The 21,575-nt window shown below is 69.8% G+C and carries 21 protein-coding genes and 1 tRNA gene; 9 read left to right on the top strand and 13 right to left on the bottom strand.

Annotation, left to right across the window (positions count from 1 at the left end):
* The first annotated feature begins 153 nt into the window (after positions 1 to 153).
* Together dnaG and rpoD are read left to right on the top strand one after the other, a co-directional pair.
* The gene (gene dnaG, locus HII36_RS13665; RefSeq protein WP_173523518.1) at positions 154 to 1,995 is read left to right on the top strand and encodes a DNA primase; all 1,842 of its coding nucleotides are present in this window, start codon (positions 154 to 156) and stop codon (positions 1,993 to 1,995) included.
* Between the two features lie 387 nt (positions 1,996 to 2,382).
* Entirely contained in the window at positions 2,383 to 3,486 is a 1,104-nt protein-coding gene (rpoD, locus tag HII36_RS13660; RefSeq protein WP_241563834.1) for an RNA polymerase sigma factor RpoD, read from the top strand.
* A 78-nt stretch (positions 3,487 to 3,564) separates the two neighbouring features.
* On the opposite strand, the gene HII36_RS13655 is transcribed toward rpoD, so the two are convergent.
* From HII36_RS13655 to HII36_RS13625, 7 genes are read right to left on the bottom strand one after another with little or no spacing between them, the layout of a single operon-like run.
* Positions 3,565 to 4,383 (bottom strand): transporter substrate-binding domain-containing protein, encoded by an 819-nt coding sequence (locus HII36_RS13655; protein ID WP_173523517.1) that lies wholly within the window; start codon positions 4,381 to 4,383, stop codon positions 3,565 to 3,567.
* Positions 4,380 to 5,732: a hypothetical protein gene (locus HII36_RS13650; protein WP_407940786.1), complete on the bottom strand. Its 1,353-nt coding sequence runs from the start codon at positions 5,730 to 5,732 to the stop codon at positions 4,380 to 4,382. Before HII36_RS13650 ends, HII36_RS13655 begins: the two co-directional genes overlap by 4 nt.
* A 2-nt stretch (positions 5,733 to 5,734) precedes the next feature.
* Complete coding sequence (locus tag HII36_RS13645; protein ID WP_173523515.1) at positions 5,735 to 6,346, bottom strand: FHA domain-containing protein; 612 nt, start codon at positions 6,344 to 6,346, stop codon at positions 5,735 to 5,737.
* Positions 6,346 to 7,635: a vWA domain-containing protein gene (locus tag HII36_RS13640; protein ID WP_173523514.1), complete on the bottom strand. Its 1,290-nt coding sequence runs from the start codon at positions 7,633 to 7,635 to the stop codon at positions 6,346 to 6,348. The genes HII36_RS13645 and HII36_RS13640 overlap by 1 nt, the downstream gene beginning before the upstream one ends.
* Positions 7,628 to 8,458, bottom strand: coding sequence for a protein phosphatase 2C domain-containing protein (locus HII36_RS13635; protein WP_173523513.1), 831 nt, complete (start codon positions 8,456 to 8,458; stop codon positions 7,628 to 7,630). Before HII36_RS13635 ends, HII36_RS13640 begins: the two co-directional genes overlap by 8 nt.
* A gap of 59 nt (positions 8,459 to 8,517) precedes the next feature.
* Positions 8,518 to 10,653, bottom strand: a complete 2,136-nt coding sequence (locus HII36_RS13630; RefSeq protein ID WP_173523512.1) for a serine/threonine-protein kinase — start codon at positions 10,651 to 10,653, stop codon at positions 8,518 to 8,520.
* Positions 10,650 to 11,816 (bottom strand): hypothetical protein, encoded by a 1,167-nt coding sequence (locus HII36_RS13625; protein ID WP_173523511.1) that lies wholly within the window; start codon positions 11,814 to 11,816, stop codon positions 10,650 to 10,652. The genes HII36_RS13630 and HII36_RS13625 overlap by 4 nt, the downstream gene beginning before the upstream one ends.
* 180 nt (positions 11,817 to 11,996) lie before the next feature.
* Here HII36_RS13625 and HII36_RS13620 point away from each other — a divergent pair, with 180 nt between their 5' ends.
* From HII36_RS13620 to HII36_RS13610, 3 genes are all read left to right on the top strand, one after another.
* Positions 11,997 to 12,170: a hypothetical protein gene (locus HII36_RS13620; RefSeq protein ID WP_173523510.1), complete on the top strand. Its 174-nt coding sequence runs from the start codon at positions 11,997 to 11,999 to the stop codon at positions 12,168 to 12,170.
* A gap of 32 nt (positions 12,171 to 12,202) precedes the next feature.
* Positions 12,203 to 13,480, top strand: coding sequence for an amylo-alpha-1,6-glucosidase (locus HII36_RS13615; RefSeq protein ID WP_173523509.1), 1,278 nt, complete (start codon positions 12,203 to 12,205; stop codon positions 13,478 to 13,480).
* Between the two features lie 62 nt (positions 13,481 to 13,542).
* Positions 13,543 to 13,950, top strand: coding sequence for a hypothetical protein (locus tag HII36_RS13610; RefSeq protein WP_328807707.1), 408 nt, complete (start codon positions 13,543 to 13,545; stop codon positions 13,948 to 13,950).
* 121 nt (positions 13,951 to 14,071) lie between these two features.
* Here the strand turns inward: HII36_RS13610 and HII36_RS13605 are convergent, their stop codons facing one another.
* The gene (locus HII36_RS13605; RefSeq protein WP_173523507.1) at positions 14,072 to 14,389 is read right to left on the bottom strand and encodes a YtxH domain-containing protein; all 318 of its coding nucleotides are present in this window, start codon (positions 14,387 to 14,389) and stop codon (positions 14,072 to 14,074) included.
* Positions 14,390 to 14,515: 126 nt separating this feature from the next.
* Here HII36_RS13605 and HII36_RS13600 point away from each other — a divergent pair.
* Positions 14,516 to 14,587: transfer RNA gene (locus HII36_RS13600), tRNA-Asn, on the top strand.
* Between the two features lie 80 nt (positions 14,588 to 14,667).
* Here HII36_RS13600 and HII36_RS58620 read toward each other — a convergent pair.
* The 4 genes from HII36_RS58620 to HII36_RS13580 all read right to left on the bottom strand — a co-directional run bounded on the left by HII36_RS58620 (position 14,668) and on the right by HII36_RS13580 (position 17,554).
* Positions 14,668 to 15,192: a tyrosine-type recombinase/integrase gene (locus HII36_RS58620; RefSeq protein WP_173523506.1), complete on the bottom strand. Its 525-nt coding sequence runs from the start codon at positions 15,190 to 15,192 to the stop codon at positions 14,668 to 14,670.
* Positions 15,193 to 15,549: 357 nt separating this feature from the next.
* Positions 15,550 to 16,341, bottom strand: coding sequence for a hypothetical protein (locus tag HII36_RS13590; protein ID WP_173523505.1), 792 nt, complete (start codon positions 16,339 to 16,341; stop codon positions 15,550 to 15,552).
* A gap of 351 nt (positions 16,342 to 16,692) precedes the next feature.
* Positions 16,693 to 17,181 carry a hypothetical protein gene (locus HII36_RS13585; RefSeq protein ID WP_173523504.1) on the bottom strand — a complete coding sequence of 163 codons (489 nt, stop codon included), beginning with the start codon at positions 17,179 to 17,181 and terminating at the stop codon, positions 16,693 to 16,695.
* A gap of 187 nt (positions 17,182 to 17,368) precedes the next feature.
* On the bottom strand, positions 17,369 to 17,554 hold the full coding sequence (locus HII36_RS13580) for a hypothetical protein (RefSeq protein WP_173523503.1): 186 nt from the start codon (positions 17,552 to 17,554) through the stop codon (positions 17,369 to 17,371).
* A 176-nt stretch (positions 17,555 to 17,730) separates the two neighbouring features.
* Here HII36_RS13580 and HII36_RS13575 point away from each other — a divergent pair, with 176 nt between their 5' ends.
* The 3 genes from HII36_RS13575 (at position 17,731) to HII36_RS13565 (ending at position 20,885) form a co-directional block, all read left to right on the top strand.
* Positions 17,731 to 18,804 (top strand): sensor histidine kinase, encoded by a 1,074-nt coding sequence (locus HII36_RS13575; protein WP_217369481.1) that lies wholly within the window; start codon positions 17,731 to 17,733, stop codon positions 18,802 to 18,804.
* 137 nt (positions 18,805 to 18,941) lie between these two features.
* Positions 18,942 to 19,574, top strand: a complete 633-nt coding sequence (locus HII36_RS13570; RefSeq protein ID WP_173523501.1) for a response regulator — start codon at positions 18,942 to 18,944, stop codon at positions 19,572 to 19,574.
* A gap of 123 nt (positions 19,575 to 19,697) precedes the next feature.
* Positions 19,698 to 20,885, top strand: a complete 1,188-nt coding sequence (locus HII36_RS13565; RefSeq protein ID WP_328807706.1) for a nitric oxide synthase oxygenase — start codon at positions 19,698 to 19,700, stop codon at positions 20,883 to 20,885.
* A gap of 64 nt (positions 20,886 to 20,949) precedes the next feature.
* Here HII36_RS13565 and HII36_RS13560 read toward each other — a convergent pair whose 3' ends face one another.
* Positions 20,950 to 21,558, bottom strand: a complete 609-nt coding sequence (locus HII36_RS13560) for a TetR/AcrR family transcriptional regulator (protein WP_173523500.1) — start codon at positions 21,556 to 21,558, stop codon at positions 20,950 to 20,952.
* Positions 21,559 to 21,575 lie beyond the last annotated feature (17 nt).

The following is a 21,575-nucleotide window of genomic DNA, read 5'->3' as shown; positions in this document are numbered from 1 at the left end:
CGCCTTCCCTGCACGCCTCCCCGCCCTGTCCTCCTCCCACACCCACCGCCCGGGGACGGGCACCGGGCCGTTGTGTGAACGCCGGGGTGTGAACGGGCCGCGGGATCACGCCTGCCGGACGGAACCGTCGGTGGGGCGGAATAGACTCTGCGCGTGGCTGGGCGGATCCGTGATGTCGATATTGCACTCGTGCGTGAGCGATCACCGATCGCCGATGTGATCGGCGAGCACATCCAGTTGCGCGGCGCCGGAGGTGGCAACCTCAAGGGGCTGTGCCCGTTCCACGACGAGAAGAGCCCGTCGTTCAACGTCACGCCAGAGCGCGGGATGTACTTCTGCTTCGGCTGCTCCGAGGGCGGCGACGTGATCACGTTCGTCGAGAAGATCGAGCACCTGTCGTTCAGCGAGGCGGTCGAGCGCCTGGCCGCCAGGGCCGGCATCCACCTGCAGTACGAACAGGGCGGCTACGTGCCGCGCCGCGACCACGGCGAGCGCGCCAGGCTGATCGAGGCGCACCGGGCTGCCGCGGCGTTCTACGCGGAGAAGCTGCTCGTCCCCGAGGCGGCGGCGGGCCGGAAGTTCCTGTCCGAGCGCGGCTTCGAGCGGGCCGACGCCGAGCTGTTCGGCGTCGGATACGCGCCGAACGAGTGGGAGGCGCTGTCGCGCCACCTCATGGGCCGCGGGTTCACCGCCGACGAGCTGGTCAAGGGCGGGCTGGCCAAGGAGGGCAGGCGCGGCCCCATCGACCGCTTCCGCGGCCGGCTGATCTGGCCGATCAGAGACGCCACCGGCGACGTGATCGGGTTCGGCGCGCGCAAGCTCAACGACGCCGACGACGGCCCCAAATACCTGAACACCCCCGATTCTCCGCTGTACAAGAAGAGCCAGGTCCTCTACGGCATCGACCTGGCCAAGCGGGAGATCTCCAAGCGCTCCCAGGCGGTGATCGTCGAGGGTTACACCGACGTGATGGCCTGCCATCTGGCCGGCGTGCCCACGGCGGTGGCCACCTGCGGCACCTCGTTCGGCGAGGAGCACATCAAGATCCTGCGCAGGTTCCTGCTCGACCAGGCCGAGTTCAGCGGCGAGGTGATCTTCACCTTCGACGGCGACGCGGCCGGGCAGAAGGCCGCGCTGCGCGCGTTCGCCGACGAGCAGAAGTTCGTCACGCAGACCTACGTGGCCGTGCAGAGCGACGGGCTCGACCCGTGCGACCTGCGCATCAAGCAGGGCGACGCGGCCGTGCGCGACCTGATCGCGAGCAGGGAGCCGCTGTTCCAGTTCGCCATCCGCAGCACGATCCACCGCTACGACCTGCGCAGCAACGAGGGCAAGCTGGCGGCGCTCGACGCGGCGGCGCCCATCGTGGCCGGGATCAAGGACGGCGGCCTGCGCAAGCGTTACGCCATCGACCTCGACCGCTGGCTGGGCCTCATGGACGAGCAGTTCGTGGTGCAGCGCATCGCCGCGGCGGCCAACGTCCAGCAGGGGCGGCCGCGCCGCGAGGCCAGGCCGGCGCCGGTCGACCCGAACGTCCGGGTCGAGGGCGAGCTGCTCAAGCTGGCCGTGCAGCGGCCCGCGCTGCTCGGCCCGCGCTTCGACGCGCTCGACCCGCAGGCGTTCACCACGCCCGAGCACGTCGCACTGCACCAGGTGGTCGTGGCGGCCGGCGGCGCGGCCTCGGCCGCGCACGGCGGGCGCGAGTGGGTCGACCGGCTGCTCGAACACGCCCACGACGACGCGACGCGGGGCCTGGTCACCCGGTTCGCGGTGGAGCCGATCCACGCCGACGTCGAGACCGAGCAGCGCTACGGCATCGAGCTGATGGCCCGGGTCGAGGGCCTGGCCGTGCAGCGGGCGATCGCTCAGGTCAAGTCGCGGCTGGAACGGCTCAACCCGGTGGAGGAGCCCGATCTGCACCGGCGGCTGTTCGGCGAGTTGCTGGGGCTGGAGCGGCAGCGAAAGACGCTGCGCGAGAGCGCCACCACCGACTAGCCGACGATCTCCGTAATGATCGACTTTAGCTCCGGCCGGGGCTGTTCCGCCGCTGCCAGATAACGGTTCGGCTGCGGTTCTCTGGCATATCCGAGTGGTTGACCAGGTTTCAAAGAATCCGACAAAAAGGATGGTCAGCCACCGTGCGGGCAGCGAAAGGGATGCGTCCGGCAGGGGGGTGTTGCCGGGCGCGGAAACCTGATCGCGTAATTGACTTTACTTTCCTGATCAAACTCGCGCTAAACCTATAAGCGATCTCAATTCGGTAAGGACGATGGTCTTACCTTGGGTCCCAAAAATGGGTCTGCCATTTGATGGAACCAATACTGCAGACTGTCACCCGTGGGTGCATCGGTGCTGCCAAGCGGACCGCCATCGGTAGATCAGGTGGCGGACCTCGTCGCGAAGGGAAGGGAGCGCGGAAGCGTAACCGTCGATGACGTCGCCGCCGCGCTTGACCGATCCGAGCTGCCGTCCGACGCGCTGGAACGCGTCGTGCGGATGCTCGCCGAGAACGGCGTGGAGGTCCTCGAGCCCCAGGGCGACGAGGAATCCACCCGCGCCGATGAGGAAGACGTAGGCAAGCGGGCGCCGACCAGCGATCTCGTCCGTATTTATCTGCGGGAGATCGGCCGCGTGCCACTGCTGACCGCCGAAGAGGAGGTGGAGCTCGCCAAGTCGATCGAAGCCGGCTTGTTCGCCGAGGACAAACTGGCCAACGGGGTCTCGCGTCTGGCCTTCCCGGAGTTCAGGGAGCTCGTCTGGCAGGGCACCCGGGCCAAACAGCGCCTCATCGAGGCCAATCTCCGGCTCGTGGTGTCGATCGCCAAGCGGTACGTGGGCCGCGGAATGCTCTTCCTCGATCTCATCCAGGAAGGCAACCTCGGGCTCATCCGGGCGGTGGAGAAGTTCGACTACACCAAGGGTTACAAGTTCTCCACGTACGCCACCTGGTGGATCAGGCAGGCGATCACCCGGGCGATCGCCGATCAGGCCCGCACGATCCGCATCCCGGTGCACATGGTGGAGACGATCAACAAGCTCGTCCGCGTGCAACGTCAGCTCCACCAGGACCTCGGCCGCGAGCCGATTCCCGAGGAGATCGCCAAGGAGATGGATCTCCCGGTCGATCGCGTGGTGGAGATCCAGCGCATCGCCCAGGAGCCCGTCTCGCTGCAGTCGCCGATCGGTGAGGAGGACTCCGATCTAGGCGACTTCATCGAGGACGCCGACGCGGTCGTGCCGATGGAGGCCGCGGCCTTCATCATGCTGCAGGACCAGCTCGACGACATCCTGGCCACGCTGTCGGATCGCGAGCAGCGCATCATCCAGCTCCGCTTCGGCCTGGCCGACGGCCATCCGCGCACGCTGGAGGAGGTGGGCAGGGAGTTCGGCGTGACACGGGAACGCATCAGGCAGATCGAGTCGAAGACCCTGGCCAAGCTCCGCCACCCGACGCGGGCGCAGATGCTGCGCGACTACCTGGACTGATCCATCGTCAGATCCTCATCACGGCGGGCCCGGACCACTCATCGGTCCGGGCCCGCCGTGTCGCCGTTCGCGGCCGGGTCAGGAGCAGCCCTCGAACTGCGGGACGGCGATCGTCTCCAGCTTCAGCCCCGACCTGCCGAACCACTTGTCCAGCAGCTCGGCGGCCGTCCCGTCCTGGTACATGGCGGTGATCGCGCGGTTCACCGCCTCGCAGCCGGCCACGTCGCCGCGCTGCATGCCCACGCCCGTCCGCTGCTCGTTGAACTGGGCGTTGACCAGGCGCAGCCCGGTGCCGTCGCGCTCGGCCAGGCCGGCCAGGATGATGTCGTTGGTGGTGACCGCGTCCACCTGGTCGTTCTTCAGCGCCGCCAGGCAGGCCGCGTAGTCGTCGAACATCACCCGCCGGGCCGCCACCTTGCGTTCCTCCACCACCCGCTGGGCCGCGTTGGCCCCCCTGACCTCGCAGATCCTGCGGCCCTTGAGGTCGCGCACGTTCCTGATCTCCGCCGCGTCGCCCGGCCTGATCAGGATGTCCTGGTAGGACAGGTGGTACGGCCCGGCGAACAGCACCGCCTGCTTGCGGTCCTGGCTGATGGTGTAGGTGGCCAGCACCAGGTCGGCCCGCTTCGACACCAGCACCTGCTCCCGCTCGCCGGCCAGCACCGGCAGGAACGCGTACGTCTTGCCGAGCTTGCGCGCGATGTAGTCGGCCACGTCCACGTCGTAGCCCTCGAACGTGCCGTCGGGCTTGCGGAAGCCGATCGAGGGCAGGTCGGCGCGGACGGCGATGACCAGCCCGTCCTTGTCCAGGACCGATTCGTCGCCGTCCGTCCCGCAGGCCACGACCGTGGTCAGCAGCGTGAGCAGGGCCGTCACCACCGCCGCCGCCCGTCTCATCGGTACTCCTTGAGCCTGGGCCACACCCCGGCCACCACCAGCAGCCCGATGCCGCCGATGGCGAAGGGGAGCAGCCGCCACAGGTTGTTCAGCGCGCTCTCGCCGCTGTCGATCGCGCGCTCGAAGCGCGTCTGGTGCTCGGCGGCCAGCTTCTGCAGCGACCGGTCGTAGGCGTCGAAGGCCGCGCGCAGGTCGTCGAGCCGGTTGTCGACCGCCTTGGCGGTGTCGCCGGCCGTGGCCAGCGCCCGCATCCTGGCGTCCTGCGCCTGGTAGGCGCGGTAGTTCTCGAGCACCTGGTGGCCGGTGTCGCCGACCAGCACCGGGCCGAGCAGGCCGAGGAAGCGGCTGGAGCTGCTGACCCGCTCGTGATAGCTGCTCAGGTTGTCGGTGTAGAAGTAGACGACCGCCTGTGACTTGTCCAGGAACGTGTGCTCGTAGGTGTCCGCCCGCTCCTTGTCGAGCAGGAAGCGGCTCTGGTCGCCCTGCATGCTGTTGCTGATCGCCCGCGCCTTGGCCAGCGACAACACCGCGTCGAACCCGTCACGCTTGGCCGTGCGCAGCGACTCCAGGTCGTGGCCGAGCACGTTCGCGCCGGTCAGCATCGCGATCCCGGTGGCCAGCGTGGCGGCGAGCAGCGCCGGGCCGAACACCCGGCGGAACCGGGTGGCCAGGAAGACCTGCAGCCAGACGAGACAGACCAGCGCCAGCAGCCCGGCCACCACCACCGCGGCCCGCACCAGCGGGATCCAGACGTTCTTGTCGTCGTAGGTGCGGCGCACGATCGTGCCGCTCTCCAGCGTCAGGTTGTACGCCTGCGGCAGCAGCACCAGCCGCATCAGGTCGGTGGCCTGCCGGTAGACCGTCACCACCTCCTCCGGCGGCGGGCCCGCGGCGTGCCTGGACCGCTCGTCCAGCAGCAGCGCCTGCCCGACCAGGCGCTCGTAGCGGCCGAGCTGGTCGAGCAGCGACTGGATGGTGCGCCGCTCGGCCGGGTCGTCGCCGGCCAGCTCGAACGCCTTCAACAGCGCCTGGTTGGCCTCCGCGCGCCGCCGCTCGTACAGCCGCTGCGCCTCGACGCGGGCGCCGGCGTGGTCCCTGCCCATCAGCAGCGCGTTGGCCACCTGGGCATCCATGTCGCTCAGCGCCAGGTAGAGCCCGGCGGTGGCGACGACCTGGGGGCCCGCGTCGCGTCCGATGACGCGCAGCCCGTCGCGCGCGCTCGCGCTGCCCACCGCGAGCGCGGCGAACAGCAGCGCGAGCGAGGCCACGGTGATGCCGGAGATGAGCCGGATCCGGCCCGGCACGCTCGGCCCCGCGGGCGCCGGGAGCGCCGCCCTGGCCCGCACCATGGTCACGGCGCGCCCTCCCTGATCGTGATCACCGTCCACGCGCCCAGGTGGATCCGGTCGCCGGGACCCACAGGGACGGGCACGTTCACGGTCACCGGCCGGCCGTTCACCTGCGTGCCGTTGGACGAGCCCGGGTCGACCAGCGTCCACGAGCCGTCCGGCTGGGCCAGCAGCACGGCGTGCAGATGGGAGACACCGGGATCCTCCGGCGGCCCGGTCAGGTCGATCTCGGGCGTCACGTTGCGCGCCCTGCTGCGCCGGCCGATGCGCACCTGCTCACCGGCCAGCGCGAAGGACCTCTCGGGACAGTACGGCGGGAACGCCATGCTCGCGGCGTCGGGACCGCCCTCGGCGATCACCTTCTCGTAGTACGTCCGGTCGGCCGCGGTGACCGCCTCCCAGTGCGCCCCGGTGACCGGCGGCGCCGGCCTGGCCGTGCCGGTGTAGTCGTGGCCGCACACCTCGCAGAACTGCCCGGCCCTGGGCGTCTGGCAGATGGGGCACGACTCGACCGGCTCGGGCGCCGCGGCCGCAGGCGCCGCGCCCATCTGCGTGCCGCACACGTCGCAGTAGTCGTCGGCGCCGGACGCGTGCCCCTGTGGACAGGTCGCCATCAGCTCCCCTCTCCGTTCTTACGCAGCCGGCTGGTACGCACCGAGCCCGTGTCGAGCTCGATCTCGTCGGCCTTGTCCACGTTCCTGCGCAGCCGGGCCGTGCCGGTCGCCGGATCGACCTCGACGACCTTCTCCAGCAGCCTGGCGGTGTCCTCACGGCCGGACGACGCGGCCAGCTCCCTGGCCTTGGCCAGCCGCGCGGTGGCGGTGTCGACGTCGCCGGCGGCGCGGGCGCTGAGCCCGTCCTGGATGAGGTCGTGCAGCTCGGCCTGGCCGGTGTAGTGCGCCACCTTCCTGTTGATCTGCGTGGACTGCGCCAGGTCGTCGGTCCACTGGGCCAGCACGTTGCCGCTGGCCACCACCTCGTGCGTGTCCGGGCGCACCAGCTTGACCCAGCCCGCCCTGATCTCCTGGCCGATCCGGCCCTGCGGCACCTCCACGCACAGGTGGTACTCGCGCTCCTCGGCGCCCCACGAGCCGGTCGGGTAGTCGCCGGTCAGCGGGTTGACGTCGGCCCGCTTGCCGGTCAGGTCGAGCAGCGTCGGCGAGACCTGCTTGACGAACTTGAGCTTGGCCGTCTGCGGCGTCCAGATCCGCAGCAGCAGCTCGGCCACCGTCTTGCTCATCGACGCCTGGGTCAACCGGCGGAAGAACTCCGACAGATCCGCCTGGTTCCTGACGAAGTCGAACGAGCCGAGCATGGCCTCGGCCACCTTGCGCAGTTCGGCGGGCACCCAGTCGTCGCCGACGCCGAGCGCGTCGCAGACGAACTTGCCGCTCCACGCCCGCAACACGGAGTCGAACAGCTCGGCCCGCTCGTTGTTCTGCCCGTCGGTCATCATCAGCGCGTGCCTGATCGCGTCGGGATGCCCGCTCAGCAGGTGTCCGGCCAGCTTCAGCCACTCGCCGACGGCGGTGCCGCCGTGCGCGGTGAGCCTGGCGATGGCCCGCTGCGCCTCCTCGCGGGTCGCGGGCGTGGCCCTGATCAGGTGCCCGCCGCCCGGATAGACCATCTTCGCGGTCTCCGTGCCCGCGATGACCGCGAAGTGCACGCCGTCGCGCAGCGTCCGCACGGCGGTGGCGGCGGCCTGCCTGGCCTCGCGGATCTTGCCGCCGCTCATGGAGCCCGACGTGTCGACGATGATCACCTCGGCGGCCTCGGTGACGAGGTTCTCGGTGACGACGCCGCCCGACGAGCTGATCGTGAGGATGGCGTGCACCTCGCGGGCGTCCATGGACAGGTACTTGTTCTGATCGATGTGCAGCGCGAACGTGGGCTGGTCACCCATTCTGGTCTCCTACCGGGATCAGGACGATGGTCACGTTGTCTTGGCCGCCCGAGTCCAGCGCGTGCCGCAGCAGCTCGCGGGCCAGTTCGATGGGGGAGCCCGAGCCGGGGACGGAGTAGCCGTCCAGGTAGCGCCACAGGCCGTCGCTGCAGACCAGCAGCGTGCCGGGCGCGCTCGGGACGAGGACGCGGACGTGCGGCTCGACCTCGCCGGCGTCCGCGCCGAGCCAGGCGGTGATCTCCCCGGTCGGCTCCGCGTCGTCGGACGTCAGCAACACGGGCCCGCCGCCGCCCTCGCCCTCGCTCTCGCCGATCCAGTACGCTCGCGAGTCGCCGGCCCAGGCCAGCTCGACCCGGCCGGGCTCGACCACCGCAGAGACGTAGGTGCAGGCGGGGGCGTCGTGCTCGGAGGCCGCCAGCTTGGCCACCGCCCTGGCGGCCAGCTCGAACGCCTCACGCGACGACCGTCCCCTGACCAGCGCCGCCGCGGCCGTCTCCACCGCCACGGCCGAGGCCTCGTCGGCGCGCGGCGAGCTGCCCACGCCGTCGCAGACCACGGTCACGGTCGCGGCGCCGGCCAGCAGGGCCATCGCGTCCTCGTTGCGGCTGCGGCGCAGGCCCCGGTCGGTCACCGCGGCCGCCGAGCCGTCGTCGAGCACGATCTCGGCGTGGTCCCTGCCGGTGGGCTGGCGCACGCCGCAACGCTCGCAGTAGCCCTCCGCGTCGACCGCGGCCGCCCCGCAGGAGGCGCAGGCGGGCGCGCCCAGCGTGTGCCCGCAGGCCTCGCAGTAGGTGTCGCCGGCCAGCACGGGAGCCTCGCACACCGGGCAAGTCCCGCCCCCGGTGGCACCCTGCCTGGGGGCCGCGTCCTGCCCCGGGGCCGTCACAGCCACGTCCTCGGCCGGACGACGTTGGCCTGGTCGATGAAGGCGTGCCGCTCCTGACGCGAGTCCGCCACCACGGCCAGCCTCCGGTACCTGGCCTCCAGCCCCTTGCGCAGGTCCTGCTCGCGGAACCACGAGCCCGCCAGCTTCATCCCGGACGGCGGCGGATTGCTCTCCAGCCAATCCAGCGCGCGGCGCAGCAGCTCGGCGGTGAGCAGGTCGCGCCGGCGCGGGTCGAGGTCGGCCAGGTTCGCCAGCCGGTCCGACGCCCCGACCAGGTCGGCGGCGCTCAGCCCGCTCAGGTCGGGCCGCCGCAGCACCGCGGCGGCCATCGCCACCTGGGCGGCCACCCGGTGGCTGGAGCTGGCGGGCACCTCGTCGAGCAGATCGATCCTGCCCGCCCTGGCCAGCCCGAACGCCGCGCTCACGTAGGCGTGGTCGGTACGCCAGACGCTCTCGTACCAGCGGGCGGCCGGCCGACCGGCGATCTCCGTCGCGAACGCCAGCGCCAGCTTCGGCGCGAGCTCGCCCGGCAGCATCGACAGGCACCGGTCGAACAGGTCCACGGCCCGGTCCGCGTGCTCGGTGACCAGCGCGTGCACCCCGCGATACCAGGGCACCCGCCAGTCGCCTGGCAGTTCGAGCGCCAGCGCGTCCAGCTCGGCCTCGGCCGCCGACGCGCCTTCCTCGGCCAGCAGCCTGGCCCGCATCAACTTCGTCTCCGTGGTCGGCGGCATCGCGGCGAGCTGGGAGATCAGCTCCTTGCTGTAGCGGCCGAGCAGCCCGGCCAGCGAGCCCGCGGCCAGGTCGGCCGGATCGACCAGCGGCACCGGCAGCGCGGTCGCCACCTCGGCCGGGTCGAGCGGGTCGAACACCCGTCCCGGATCGTCGGACAGCGCGGTGCCCACCGCCCGCCGCTCCTGCCCGAACAGCGTGGACGGCGCCGGGAACGGCACGCCGTCCTCGGCCGCGCTGATCTCCCGCAGCACGCCGACGAGCTGCTCCTCCATCTCCCAGGCGCTCTGGAACCTGTCGGCCGGGTTGGGCGCGGTGGCCTTGCGCAGCAGCCGGGTGAACGACTCGTTCCCGCAGTCCTGCGGCAGCGGGTTGGCCGCACCGCTCCTGACCGGGCTGAACGACGGGATCGTCAGCACGGCCAGGGTCCTGGCCACCGTGTACAGGTCGGAGGTGACCGACGAGGGCCGGGTGTCCAGCTCGGGGGCGTGGTAGCCGACCGTGGCCCACGACGTGCCTGGCGGCGAGCCGATGCGCTGCACCGCGCCCAGGTCGATGAGCTTGAGCCGGGTGCCGACCCTGATCACGTTCGCCGGCTTGAGATCGCAGTAGACCAGGCCGTGCTCGTGCAGGTAGCCGAACGCGTGCAGGATCTCCCGCCCGTACATCAGCGCCTCGCGCAGCGGCAGCGGCCCCTGACGGCGCAGCTCGTGCAGCGACTGGCCGCCGACGTACTCCATGACGATGTAGCCGAGCCCGGCCGAACGCTGGAAGTTGAAGATCTTGACGATGTTCGGGTGGTCGACCGTGGTGAGGAACGTGCGCTCGGCCTCGGCCGCCGCCAGCGCCTCGGCGTCGTTGGTGTTGAGCAGGCCCTTGAGCACCACCCAGCGGCCGTCCAGGTTCTCGTCGGCGGCCAGGTAGATCCAGCCGAGTCCGCCGTGCGCCAGGCAGCCGAGCACCCGGTACTGGCCCGCGACCAGGTCGCCCTTGCCCAGCTTCGGGGTGAAGGAGAACTGGGTGCGGCAGTGCGGGCAGAATCCGTCGGTCAGCCCAGGACGTCCTTCCCTGGAGCGTCCGACGGACTGGCCGCAGGCCGGGTTGGCGCAGAACCGCTTCTCCTCCGGCACCATCGGGTCGGTCATCACCGCGCCGGCCGGATCGCGGTAGGGCACCGACGGCAGGTCGCTCAGCCCGCCCAGCACCCCGGCGCGGGAACGGCCGCTGCCGCTCACCGGCCCGCTCCGGGTGGCGGCGGGCTGGGTCCGCTGCGAGATCGGCGACGAGGCCGGGGCCGCGGGCTGGGGCTCGGGTGCGGCGCTGCCCTCGGCCAGGCCGCACAGGTCGCAGTAGCCTTCGTCGATCGTGCCGGTGCAGCCGGGCTGCGCGCAGCGGGTCATCGCCCACCTCCGTGTATCGCACGCTGGTAGCGCTCGACGGCCGCGGCCGCCTCGGTCAGATCGCAGGGGGCGCTCCACAGCAGCGTGCGCGCCCGCTCGTACAGCTCGTAGACGGTCTCGTGCTCGGCCATCCCGCGGCGCACCGCCATCGCCTGACAGGCGCCCAGCCGGCCGCGCAGCTCGTCGCGCCTGCTCACCAGCCCGTACAGGGCGCGCGCGGTGGCCTGTGCCTGGTCGGCGGCGGTCTGGGCGTCGCGTTCGAGTGCCGACAGCCGCCTGGCGCGCTGCACCCAGGCGCCGCCGGCCGCGTCGAGCGCGCCGAGGTCGTCGGTGAGTGCGTCGATGCGGCTGCGCGGCCGCGCCTGCGGCGGCAGCGCGATCTTGACCACGACCGCGCCGTGCGCCAGCCTGGCCTCGCTCTCGGCGGCGCGCATCAGGTCGAGCGCGGCGATGAGGTCTTCTCTGCGCCTGGCGTACTCGGCCTTGACGGCCACCGCCCGGTCGAGGTCGGCGCGGGCCTCGGCGAGCACCCGGGCGAGCGTTTCGAGCTCCTGCTCGTACGCCGTGCCGAGCGGATCTTCCAGCACCCCGGCACGCAGGTCGCGCAGCGCGGTCTCCTGGCCGGTCAGGTCGAGGGATTCGCCCAGCCCGCGCTCCAGGTCGCGGATCTCACGCAGGGCGGCGTCGGCGGCGTCCAGACGGGGGAGCGCGGCGTTCCACACGGCGTCGATGTCGCTCAGCGCGCCGGTGACCGCGCGGAAGGCCGCGTCCATCCTGGCCACGGTCTCGTCGAGGGTCAGGTGCTCGTCGGTGCGGGGCAGCAGCGAGCGCTGCTCGACCGGCTTGGCCGTGGCCGGCAGCACGACCGACGCGCCCGACAGCAGTTCGGTCAGCTCGGCCAGTTGCTCGCCGCCTAATCGGCCGCGCATGGCCCTGACCCGCTCGGCCTCGCGTAAGACGGCGCGGTAGGCGTCGTTGAGCGTCCACAGCTCGGCCAGCGCGGTGTGGGCGGTGCTCCAGCGCCCGTGGGTCGCGCCGCGCAGGGTCGCGCCCTTCAGCAGCTGGTAGGTCGTGTGCGATTCGAGATCGAGCAGGTCACCGGAGATGCGGTCGCGTTCCTCGGCCCGAGCCCGCAGGGCGTACTCGGCGCCTTCCCTGCTCATGGGTGGTCCCAGACTCATCACGCTCCCCGTGAAGAGGGCCCCCCGGCGCCCCCGTCGTCCTAACCCGTCAACGGGGTGGTCGAGCGGTTGGTTCCACGAGGGTAGGGGAACCCCTGACTTGTCCCTGATTCAACCCTGTGACGCCTGCAATCGGCTTAACGATCTCCTACCGTCTAAGACATGACACGCGTTCTTCTCATCGTCGCGGCGATCGTCGCCGCTCTGTTCCTGCTCGGCCCGCTCGTGGGGCTGCTCTTCACGCTGCTCAAGTGGGCTCTCATTATCGGCCTCGTGGCCGCCGGCGTCATGTTCGTGTCGAAGTGGGCCAACTCGAAGAGCGCCCCGAGGTCATAGCGTCTCGCGGCGTCGCGGGGCATAGTGGGTTGATGGAGGCGCGGCCCGCGGTAGACGACGCCGCGCTCGGGCGCGAGGCGCTGGCCGTGCTCGAGGCGAACTGGACCGGCTCTGGCACCGTGCCCGCGCCCGGCCTCTACCCGCACCAATGGAGCTGGGACTCGGCGTTCGTCGTCATCGGCCTGGCCAGGCACCGCCCCGAGCGCGCCCGCGAGGAACTGCTCAGCCTGCTGCGCGGGCAGTGGTCGACCGGGATGATCCCGCACATCGTCTTCCACACGCCCGAGGCGTACTTCCCGGGCCCGTCCGTCTGGCGCTCCCAGGACCACGAGCACGCCCCGCCGCGGGTGCTCACCTCGGGTCTCACCGCGCCGCCGCTGCACGGGCTGGCGCTGTGGTGGCTCTACCGCCACACCGGCGACGCGGCCTTCGTCCGGCTGGCCTACCCCGCGCTGCTGGCCCAGCACGCCTACCTGGCCTCCGCCCGCGACCTCGGCGGCGCGGGACTGGCCGCGATCGTGCACCCGTGGGAGTCGGGCATGGACGACAGCCCCGCCTGGGACCCGCCGCTGGCCGCACTCCCCGAGATCAGGTACGGCTACCGCAACGTCGAGTTCGACGAACGGCACCCCGACAGCGACCACGACCGCTACGTCTGGCTGGCCATGCAGTACCGCAACGCCGGCTACAGCTCGTCGTACCTGCGTGACGAGCACCCGTTCGCGGTCGAGGACCCGATGTTCAACGGGATCTGGCTGGCCTCCTGCCAGGCGCTGGCCGAGCTGGCCCCGCTGGCCATGGCCGACCCGCGTCCGCACCTCGAACAGGCGGAACGCATCAGGCAGGCGCTGCTCGACCGCCTCTGGGACGGCTGCTTCTACGCCCGCGACCTGCGGGCGGGCAGCCTGATCAAGGTCTGCACGGTCGGCTCGTTCGGCCCGCTGCTCGATCCCGGGCTGCCCGGCGACCAGCTGCACGCGGCCGTGGAACTGCTGGAGTCTGCCAGGTTCATGGGCGCCACCGGCTACCCGGTGCCGAGCTGCGAGATCAGGGCCGCTCAGTTCGACAGGACCCGCTACTGGCGCGGGCCGTCCTGGGTGAACACGAACTGGCTGCTACGCAGGGCGGCGGCGGTGCACTCGCTCGACCAGCTCGGCCAGCAGCTCACCAACGGCACGCTCCGGCTGGTGCGGCAGGCCGGGTTCCGCGAGTGCTTCGACCCGTTCGACGGGAGCGGGCGCGGCTGCCGCGACTTCTCCTGGAGTGCGGCGCTCACCCTCGACCTGCTCGCCGATAACGTAATTCAATGAGTTTCTTCCGCCGGTTGCCCGCTGATGTGCGCAAATCTCTGGATCTGGGGCGTGGGGAGCGGGTGCTGACGTTCGCTCCGTCCGACGAGGGTTACGTGGTGGCCACCACGCTGGCGCTGTACCTGCCGGACCGGAGCCGGGTGCCGTACGAGGAGGTCGACCGGGCCTCCTGGGACGAGCAGGGGCTCAACCTGGTCACCACGGACGGCGAGCGGCACACCGCGCCCGTCGCCGAGCCGCACCTGCTGCCCGAGACCCTGCGCGAGCGCGTCAACGCCACGATCGTGGTGAACAAGCACGTCAGCCTGCCCGGGCGAGGTGGTGTTCGGCTGGTGGCCAGGCGGCCGCCCGGCGGCGAGGTGCTCGGCTGGACGTTCGTCTTCGACGAAGGGCTCGACCCCGCCGACCCCGGCCTGCGCGCCCAGGCCGAACAGGCCCTGGAGGGGGTGCGGCGCAGCATGGGCGTGTGAATTACGGCACACCCACGCCGCGCCTGGCGGGCCAGGCGCTGCGGGCTGGCCAGTACCGGGATGCCGGTCTCGCGGCCGATCAGTACAGGATGTCGGTCTCGCGGCCTGTCAGTACGGCCTGTCAGTACGGGATGCCGGTTTCGCGGGCCTTCTTCTCGGCCAGGTCGTCGTCGGGCCAGCCCACGCCGGTGTCGGCGTGGCGATCGTTCCCGCCGAGGAACGGGATGCGCTGCTGCAGCGTGTCACCCATCCTCGACCTGGCCATTCCGGCGAACCTCGACGCCTGAGCGCCGACCACCCCGGCGGTCTCCTGGACCCTCGGGTTGTCGGCGACGCGTTGCGCCATGCGCTTGATCTGCTCGTAGCGCTCCCGTCCTGCCCGGCTGCCCAGCACGTAGCCGACGGCCATGCCGACGGCGAATGTCATCCGATAACGCATTTCGCACCTCCGCTGTCTCCGGGCCTACCCCGCTCACGATGCGACACGCACTCCCGGAGTGCGCTAATCTATTCCTGCGCCGAACGGAAGGGCCCGAAAGCCCAGCCGATCAGCGCAGACGCACGATCCCGCGTAGCTCAACGGCAGAGCAGCCGGCTGTTAACCGGCAGGTTATAGGTTCGAGTCCTATCGCGGGAGCTTCGGCAAAGCCGAGGAAGACAGAGCTCAGGCCCCTCTCCTGGATCCAGGATGAGGGGCCTGAGTCGTTCCAGGAGCCACTACCCGGCGTGGTCGCCGTTCCCGAAGACGGCATCCATGGTTTCGGCACCGTGGACGATGACCGGCCGGATCTGGTGCCGGTAGACCGTCTGGGTCGTGTTGCGTGTCGAGTGCCCGACGAGATCGGCGATGCGTTCCACCGAGACGTCTCCATCACTCAGGATCGAGACGAAGGAGTGCCGGAGCTCCCGCACCTTCCAGCGGGTCCCGATGCCCGCCTTCTTGGTGATCGCTCGCAGGCCGCGCATGGGGTCGAGCATGGTTCCGTCGTCACGGGGAGGACGAGGCCGTGTTCCCCCACGCCTCACCGGCCGCCAGTCGTTGGGCGTTCTGGCGGGTTCGGTGCCCCGATCGGCACGTAGGACCGAGATGGACGGCAGCTTCCCTTTCAGGACCACCGCATCCCAAAGGAGCTTGCGCGCCTCCTCGGGCCGCATGCCGGTGAGGAGTGACGTAATGACGTACGCGCCGAACTTCTCGCCCAGAGCCTCGAGGAGTACGCCGGCTGATGGTCGAGGGTTCACTTGGCGATATCATCCTGATCCGCTGCCTGCCCAAGGAAGTCTCCGGGACTCAAATCATGAATGCAACCGAGGCGAGTGGACACGTACGTTCCACGCCGAGGAGTCAGGGCTTACCAAGGTCGATCCGATCAAACTGAATAATGCGACGCTCTACAGCAGCTTGGAGTCGTGCTCAACCCGGAAGTCACGCCCAGAGCGTTGTACGGACCTCATCCTGAGGGCCGCCTGCTGTCGTCCCAAGTCAAGCCCTAGCAGGCCAGCCGCAGGCCGCCGCCATCCTGGCCCACAGCGGGTGTGCGCCAGGTAGCCCCGCGTCAGTCCCGCTACCCCTACGGGTGGGAGAAATGGATGAACGTCTCACAGCTTTCGAGGGCGATAGCACCCCCAGGCATCTTTCTTCTCGTCCTTGATGGCCACAAGCTCTTTTTCTCTGTACTGCGAAATGCAGATGACATCCCTGTCGAACGCGATCTCGCAGTGCCATCGAAACACCTCGGTTCGCTTCTCGTATGTGATGTTGGAAATCTGTGGGAATTTTGTCTGACAAAACGCGAGCATCGCTTCAATGCCCTTTTTGGTGGATCTCCCCTTGTCGTCGAAGCATATGCCGCTCTCCAGATCTTTGGGATCCGTGTACTCCAGCTTCCAGTCCGTCTTTTTGTGTTGCCAATTACATATCTCTTCCTCTTCTACGTGAAGGTAGCAGGCCTCCTTGTACTTTCCATTGAAACCGTGCGAGGTGCAGTACTTGCCTATGTCCAGTCCGCCGACATGCTCGGGCCCGGCAAGAGATGGTGGCAGCAGTGGCCTGTAAAGATATATCGAACAAATGGCCACCGTTGTGAAAGCGAGAAGGAAGCCCCAGAATTTCGGGCGCCGCAAGAACGTCTTGGATGGTCGTTTGGCGGACGATCCCTGATCCTGTACGGAGGGATTAGATATTCTGTTCGATGCTTCGGTTGTAATGTAGCTGGCGCTTGCCGCCAGAACAACTGCCACAAAGAACTGAAGTGCTGCTTCCAGGGCCGAGGGGCCCCATCCGGTAGGCAGGACAGCCTGAGAGCCCACCGACAGCAGGCCGACGAGCAGAGCAACTCCGAGCGCCAGCAACCACTGGCGTGCCACGCTGCGCTTTCGATGATCGGTCATAAGTCAGGCTCTCCCCGGGTACCGTTCCGGAGGGCCGGGCGTCCTTGATGGCTTGGCTCTCCAATGGTGACTGCTGCGTATGCACATCCTGCATCGTGAGATTGTGCTCCACGCGCCATTGGTAAAAATGTAATCCAAAGTCCGATAAGGACCACTGTGGGAACCTTGCTCCGGGTGGGTAAAGATTCCTACTCCGTCGGCAGCTTGATGGTGGAACGCCTGCTTTTTAAATGATCTACAAGTCTGCTTCACAGCGAAGCGATCGCTCGTATGTGAAGCTTGCATGATCGAGGCCCTCCTCCTGGGAACAGGTGAGAGGGCCTCAGTCGTTTCCGGCCGCCTGCCGGCTGGTCAGCCGGCTCGTTCGCGGTGTTCCTGGATCCACTCCGACAGCCGCTCCAGAGACTTCTGTGCGTGCTCCCGCACCGGCGTTATCACCTTGTGGGGCAGTTGGAAGGCGCGAATCGGGGTTCTCCGGTGCGCTCGGTCGGTGTCGCGCCAGCGCAGCACCGAGTTCGCGTCTACGTCGATGACCCGGGCGATCGGCACCGTACGGCTGCACAGGTAACCCCGGACGATGACCTGGTCGGGCAGGCAGATCACGGCGAAGCGCCATACCCGTACGGCCATGACGGGCACCGACAGGCAGCACAGGCCGAACAGCACGGTCAAGACCCATTCTCCGGCCGGGGAGGGGGTGATGTTCATGGCGGGCAGAGCGCCGCCGAACACGCCGAGGGTGAGCATCGGAATGATGAGGATCGGGCCCATGAGGTTCGCGATGCGCGTGATGACCAGGGGGCGCAGGATCAGGCGGTCTTCCTGCTTGGACGAGATCACGTCCTGAATGTAAGGCTCTGTTCGTGTCTGCGGAAAGGCCTGTGCCTGCGATCCCGTCCGTGTCTCCGGAAAGGCCCGTGTTTGTGATCCCGTCCCGTGTCTGCGGGAAGGTCCGTGTGTGCGGAAGGGCGGTGGGCAGGGCTGAGGCCCCTTCCCCGGTTGAAGGAAGGGGCCTCAGGCGCCCCCGTCACCGGCTGGTGTCGCTCTTTTTCGGCACGATTCCCGTAAGTGCCCAGCCAATGGCGAGGATGATTCCGCCGATGACGGCCACGGTGCCGACGTTGCCGAGGTGGAAGATCGCGAGCACCGCGACCAGGGCGCCGAAGAGCATCGACAGGATGAGCATGACGTTCAGGTACACCTTCTGATTCATGGCTCCACGATCACGTGATCGCCTTTCCCGCTGTATCCACCGATCGGTGGACATAGGGCGGTAAGAGCGAAAAACTCTGGATCATGGATGGCGGGAGTCCCGTGGATGCGCGGGGAGAGAACGCCTGGCTGCGTTCTTACCCTTTTTGGGATGCTTTCTTTGGTCTCGTGCTGATCGTGACCATTGTCGCGATCGTCGCTGACGGCGAGTCCGCGCTGGCCGTCGTGCCGCTGCTGCTGATCACGCTGTCGTACGTGGTGTGGGGCCGAACCGCGGTGCGGTCGGCGACCGCGGAGGTGCCGGTCAGGGAGAGCTGGTGGCACGCCGGCGTGATGGTCGCGTTGTTCCCCGTCGCCCACACGCTGGCCACGGCCTCGGCCGTCGCGTTGTCGGCGCTGATCCCGATGGCGTTCATGTCGTTCAGGACCGCGCAGGCCGTCGCGGTGATGGTGGCGATGTGGATCGCGCCGGGCATCCAGATCCTGGAGCTGACCGGCATCCATCCGCTGATCACCACAGGGGTGATGACCGTGATGTTCTCGGCCAGCGCGCTGCTCGGCGTGTTCATCGACCGGCTGGGCCGGCAGAACCACGAGCGGGCCCTGCTGATCGAGGAGCTGGAGCGTACCCGGGGCGAGCTGGCCGAGGTGAGCAAGGAGGCCGGGGTGCTGGCCGAGCGCGAGCGGTTGGCCGGTGACATCCACGACACGCTGGCCCAGGGGTTCACCGGGATCATCATGCTGCTGCAGGGCGCGGCGGCGGCCGGGGACCAGAACGTGGCGCTGGCGGTTCGTACGGCCAAGGAGAACCTGGCCGAGACCAGGGCGCTCATCGCGGCGCTCGCCCCGCCCGCGCTGACGGGCGCATCGCTGGAGGAGGCGCTGACCAGGCTGGCCAAGGGCTTCGAGCTGCCGGTCGAGGTGAGCGTGCGCGGTGAGCCCGTCCCGCTGCCCGCGGCCGTGGAGCTGGCGCTGGTGCGGGCCGCCCAGGAGAGCCTGGCCAACGTGCGCAAGCACGCGGGCGGGGGTGCGGCGCGGCTGAGCGTCGACTACGGCGCCGCGAGCGTGCGCCTGTCGGTGCGCGACGACGGCCGCGGCTTCGACCCGGCCGCCGCCACCGCCGCCACCGACGGCTACGGCCTGCGGGCCATGCGCGGCCGAGTGGGCGCGCTCGGCGGCACGCTCACCGTGGACAGCGCACCGGGCTCCGGCACGCAGGTGACCGTGGAGCTGCCGTGTTCGGTGTTGTGATCGGGAGCTGTTGTTGTGTTCGGTGTTGTGGTCGTGGGAGCTGCTGACATGTCCGGCGTCGTGACCGTGGGAGTTGCCGCGTTCGGCGTCGTGGCCGTGAGGACGGGCCTGCCCGGCATCGTGAACGGGAAGCTGCCGTGCTTCGCGTCGTGATCGTGGACGATCATCCGATCGTCCGCGAGGGCCTGCGTGGCATGCTCGTCGGTGAGCCGGACATCGAGGTGGTGGGCGAGGCCGGGTCGGCGGACGAGGCGGTGGCGGTCGCGCCCCGGCTGCGGCCCGACGTGATCCTGATGGACCTGCGCATGCCCGGCGGTGACGGCGTGACGGCCATCGCCAGGCTGGGCCCCGGTTACCGGATCATCGTGCTGACCACGTACGAGGACGACGCCGAGATCCTGCGCGCGATCTCCGCCGGGGCCGCCGGTTACCTGCTCAAGGACGTCTCAAAGGCCGAGCTGGCACGGGCGGTGCGGGCCGCGGCGCGCGGGGAACGGGTGTTGTCGCCGTCCGTGGCCGCCCGGCTGGCCGCGTACACGGCCCCGCGAACTGCGGGGCGGCGGCCGGCGCCGGTGTTGTCCGGGCGCGAGCGCGAAGTGCTCGAACTGGTGGCCCAGGGCCTGACGAACGGCGAGATCGGCCGGCGGCTGTTCATCGGCGAGGCCACGGTCAAGACGCATCTGCTGCGCGTGTTCGGCAAGCTCGGGGTCTCCGACCGCACCTCGGCCGTGCTGGCGGCCATGGACCTGGGGCTGGTCCGCCGCCCGTGACATGGCGTAACCGACAGATCACCTGATTTTCCATTTGGCGGGACAAGGGCGGGTCTGACGGGGAAGGATGGAATCGCCGCGGGCCAACCGTCATGGCGGTGGGAGAGGCACCGCCATCAGGACGTGCCGCCGACCCGGAACCGGCGGGGCGTTCCGCGCGAGAAAGTGCTGGTCGCGTTGCGTACCTGGATCAGTTCTCTACGTCCTTTCGACCCGGTCGCCGCTCAGGGGTTCATCGAGCGGACGGTCGACTTCCGCGAGGCGGAGCGTTTCATCACGCTCTTCCACGCCGAGCATCCCGCCGCGGGCGGCCTGCACGCCCGGCTGCGCGACGTCGCCAGGCAGGTGGCCCGCCGCGGCACCTACGTCCACACCTTCGACGAGCTCGAATTCGGCGCCAGGGTGGCCTGGCGCAACAGCAGCCGCTGCATCGGCAGGCTCTACTGGCGCTCGCTCAGGCTGCGCGACCGCAGGGACGTGACCAGCGCGGAAGGCGTGGCCGTCGAGTGCGTCGGCCACCTGCGCGAGGCCACGGGACAGGGCAAGATCAGGCCCACCATCACCGTCTTCGCCCCCGACACGCCCGCCCGACCCGGGCCCCGGGTGCTCAACGAGCAGCTCATCCGCTACGCCGGATACCGGGCGCGGGACGGTTCCTTCGTCGGCGACCCGCGTTACGCCGCCTTCACCGAGCAGGCGCGGCGGCTGGGCTGGCGGGGCGGTCACGGGCACTTCGACGTGCTCCCGCTGATCATCCAGCCGGGACACGGCGACCCGCTGCTGTGCAACCTGCCCGGCGACGCGGTGCTGGAGGTGCCGATCACGCATCCGGAGTTCCCCTGGTTCGCCGAGCTGGGGCTGCGCTGGCACGCCGTGCCGGCCATCTCGGACATGTGCCTGGAGATCGGCGGCGTGTGCTATCCCTGCGCGCCGTTCAACGGCTGGTACATGGGCGCGGAGATCGGCGCGCGCAACTTCGCCGACGCCGACAGGTACGACCAGCTCCCGGTGGTGGCGCGGCGGCTGGGGCTGGACACCTCCAGCGAGCGTTCGCTCTGGCGCGACCACGCGCTGGTGGAGCTGAACGTGGCCGTGCTGCACAGCTTCGACCAGGCCGGGGTGACGATGGCCGACCACCACACCGAGTCGCACCGCTTCCTGACGCACCTGGAGCGCGAGGAGAAGGCGGGACGGCCGTGCCCGGCCGACTGGTCGTGGATCGTGCCGCCGCTGTCGGGCAGCACGACGCCGGTCTTCCACCGCTACTACGACACGTGCTCGCTCACCCCGGCCTTCGTGCACCACCGCTAGCAGTGCACCACCGCTAGCAGTGCACCACCGCTAGCAGTGCACCACCGCTGGCAGTGCACCACCGTTAGCCGGAGGAGTCGGGCGGCGGCCAGTGGCGCAGCGTGCCGTCGAGCGCTTCGACGATCCGCCGCCACGACTCGTGCGGCGGCCGCGGATGACCGAACCCGGCCGCCGCCTCCAGCGCCACGAACCCGTGGAACGTGCTGCGCAGCAGGCGTACGGCGTCGGTGAAGTCGGGCTCGCTCAGCCCGTACGCCGACAGCAGCGCGTGCATGGTGTCGTGCACCCGCTTGACCGCCTTGTCCGCCTCGGCCCGCACCGGGTCGGGGGACTGGGCGACGATCGCCGGGTCGAGCTGGACCTGCGTGGCGGCGTAGCGGCCCGGATGGGCCAGCGCGAACTCCCGGTAGGCGGCGGCGAACGCGATCAGCGCGTCCTTGCCCGCGCGCCCGGCGATCGCGTCGGTCACCAGCTCGGCCTGCTGCGCGGCGGCGCGCACCGCCACCCGGGTCTTGAGATCCTGGACGTTCCTGACGTGGGAGTACAGGCTCGCGTCCTTGACTCCGAAGCTCCGCGCCAGGGCGGAGATGGTGATGTTGTCGAACCCGACGGAGTCGGCCAGATCCGCGGCCGCCTCCGTCACCCGGTCGGCCGTCAATCCGGCACGCGCCATGAGACCTCCTGCTCTTC

The organism is Nonomuraea antri, from assembly GCF_013283785.1.
In the GTDB taxonomy this organism is placed as follows: Bacteria; Actinomycetota; Actinomycetes; order Streptosporangiales; family Streptosporangiaceae; genus Nonomuraea; species Nonomuraea antri.
Note: the sequence above shows the minus strand (reverse complement) of the source record. Positions and strands in the feature narration are given on the sequence as shown.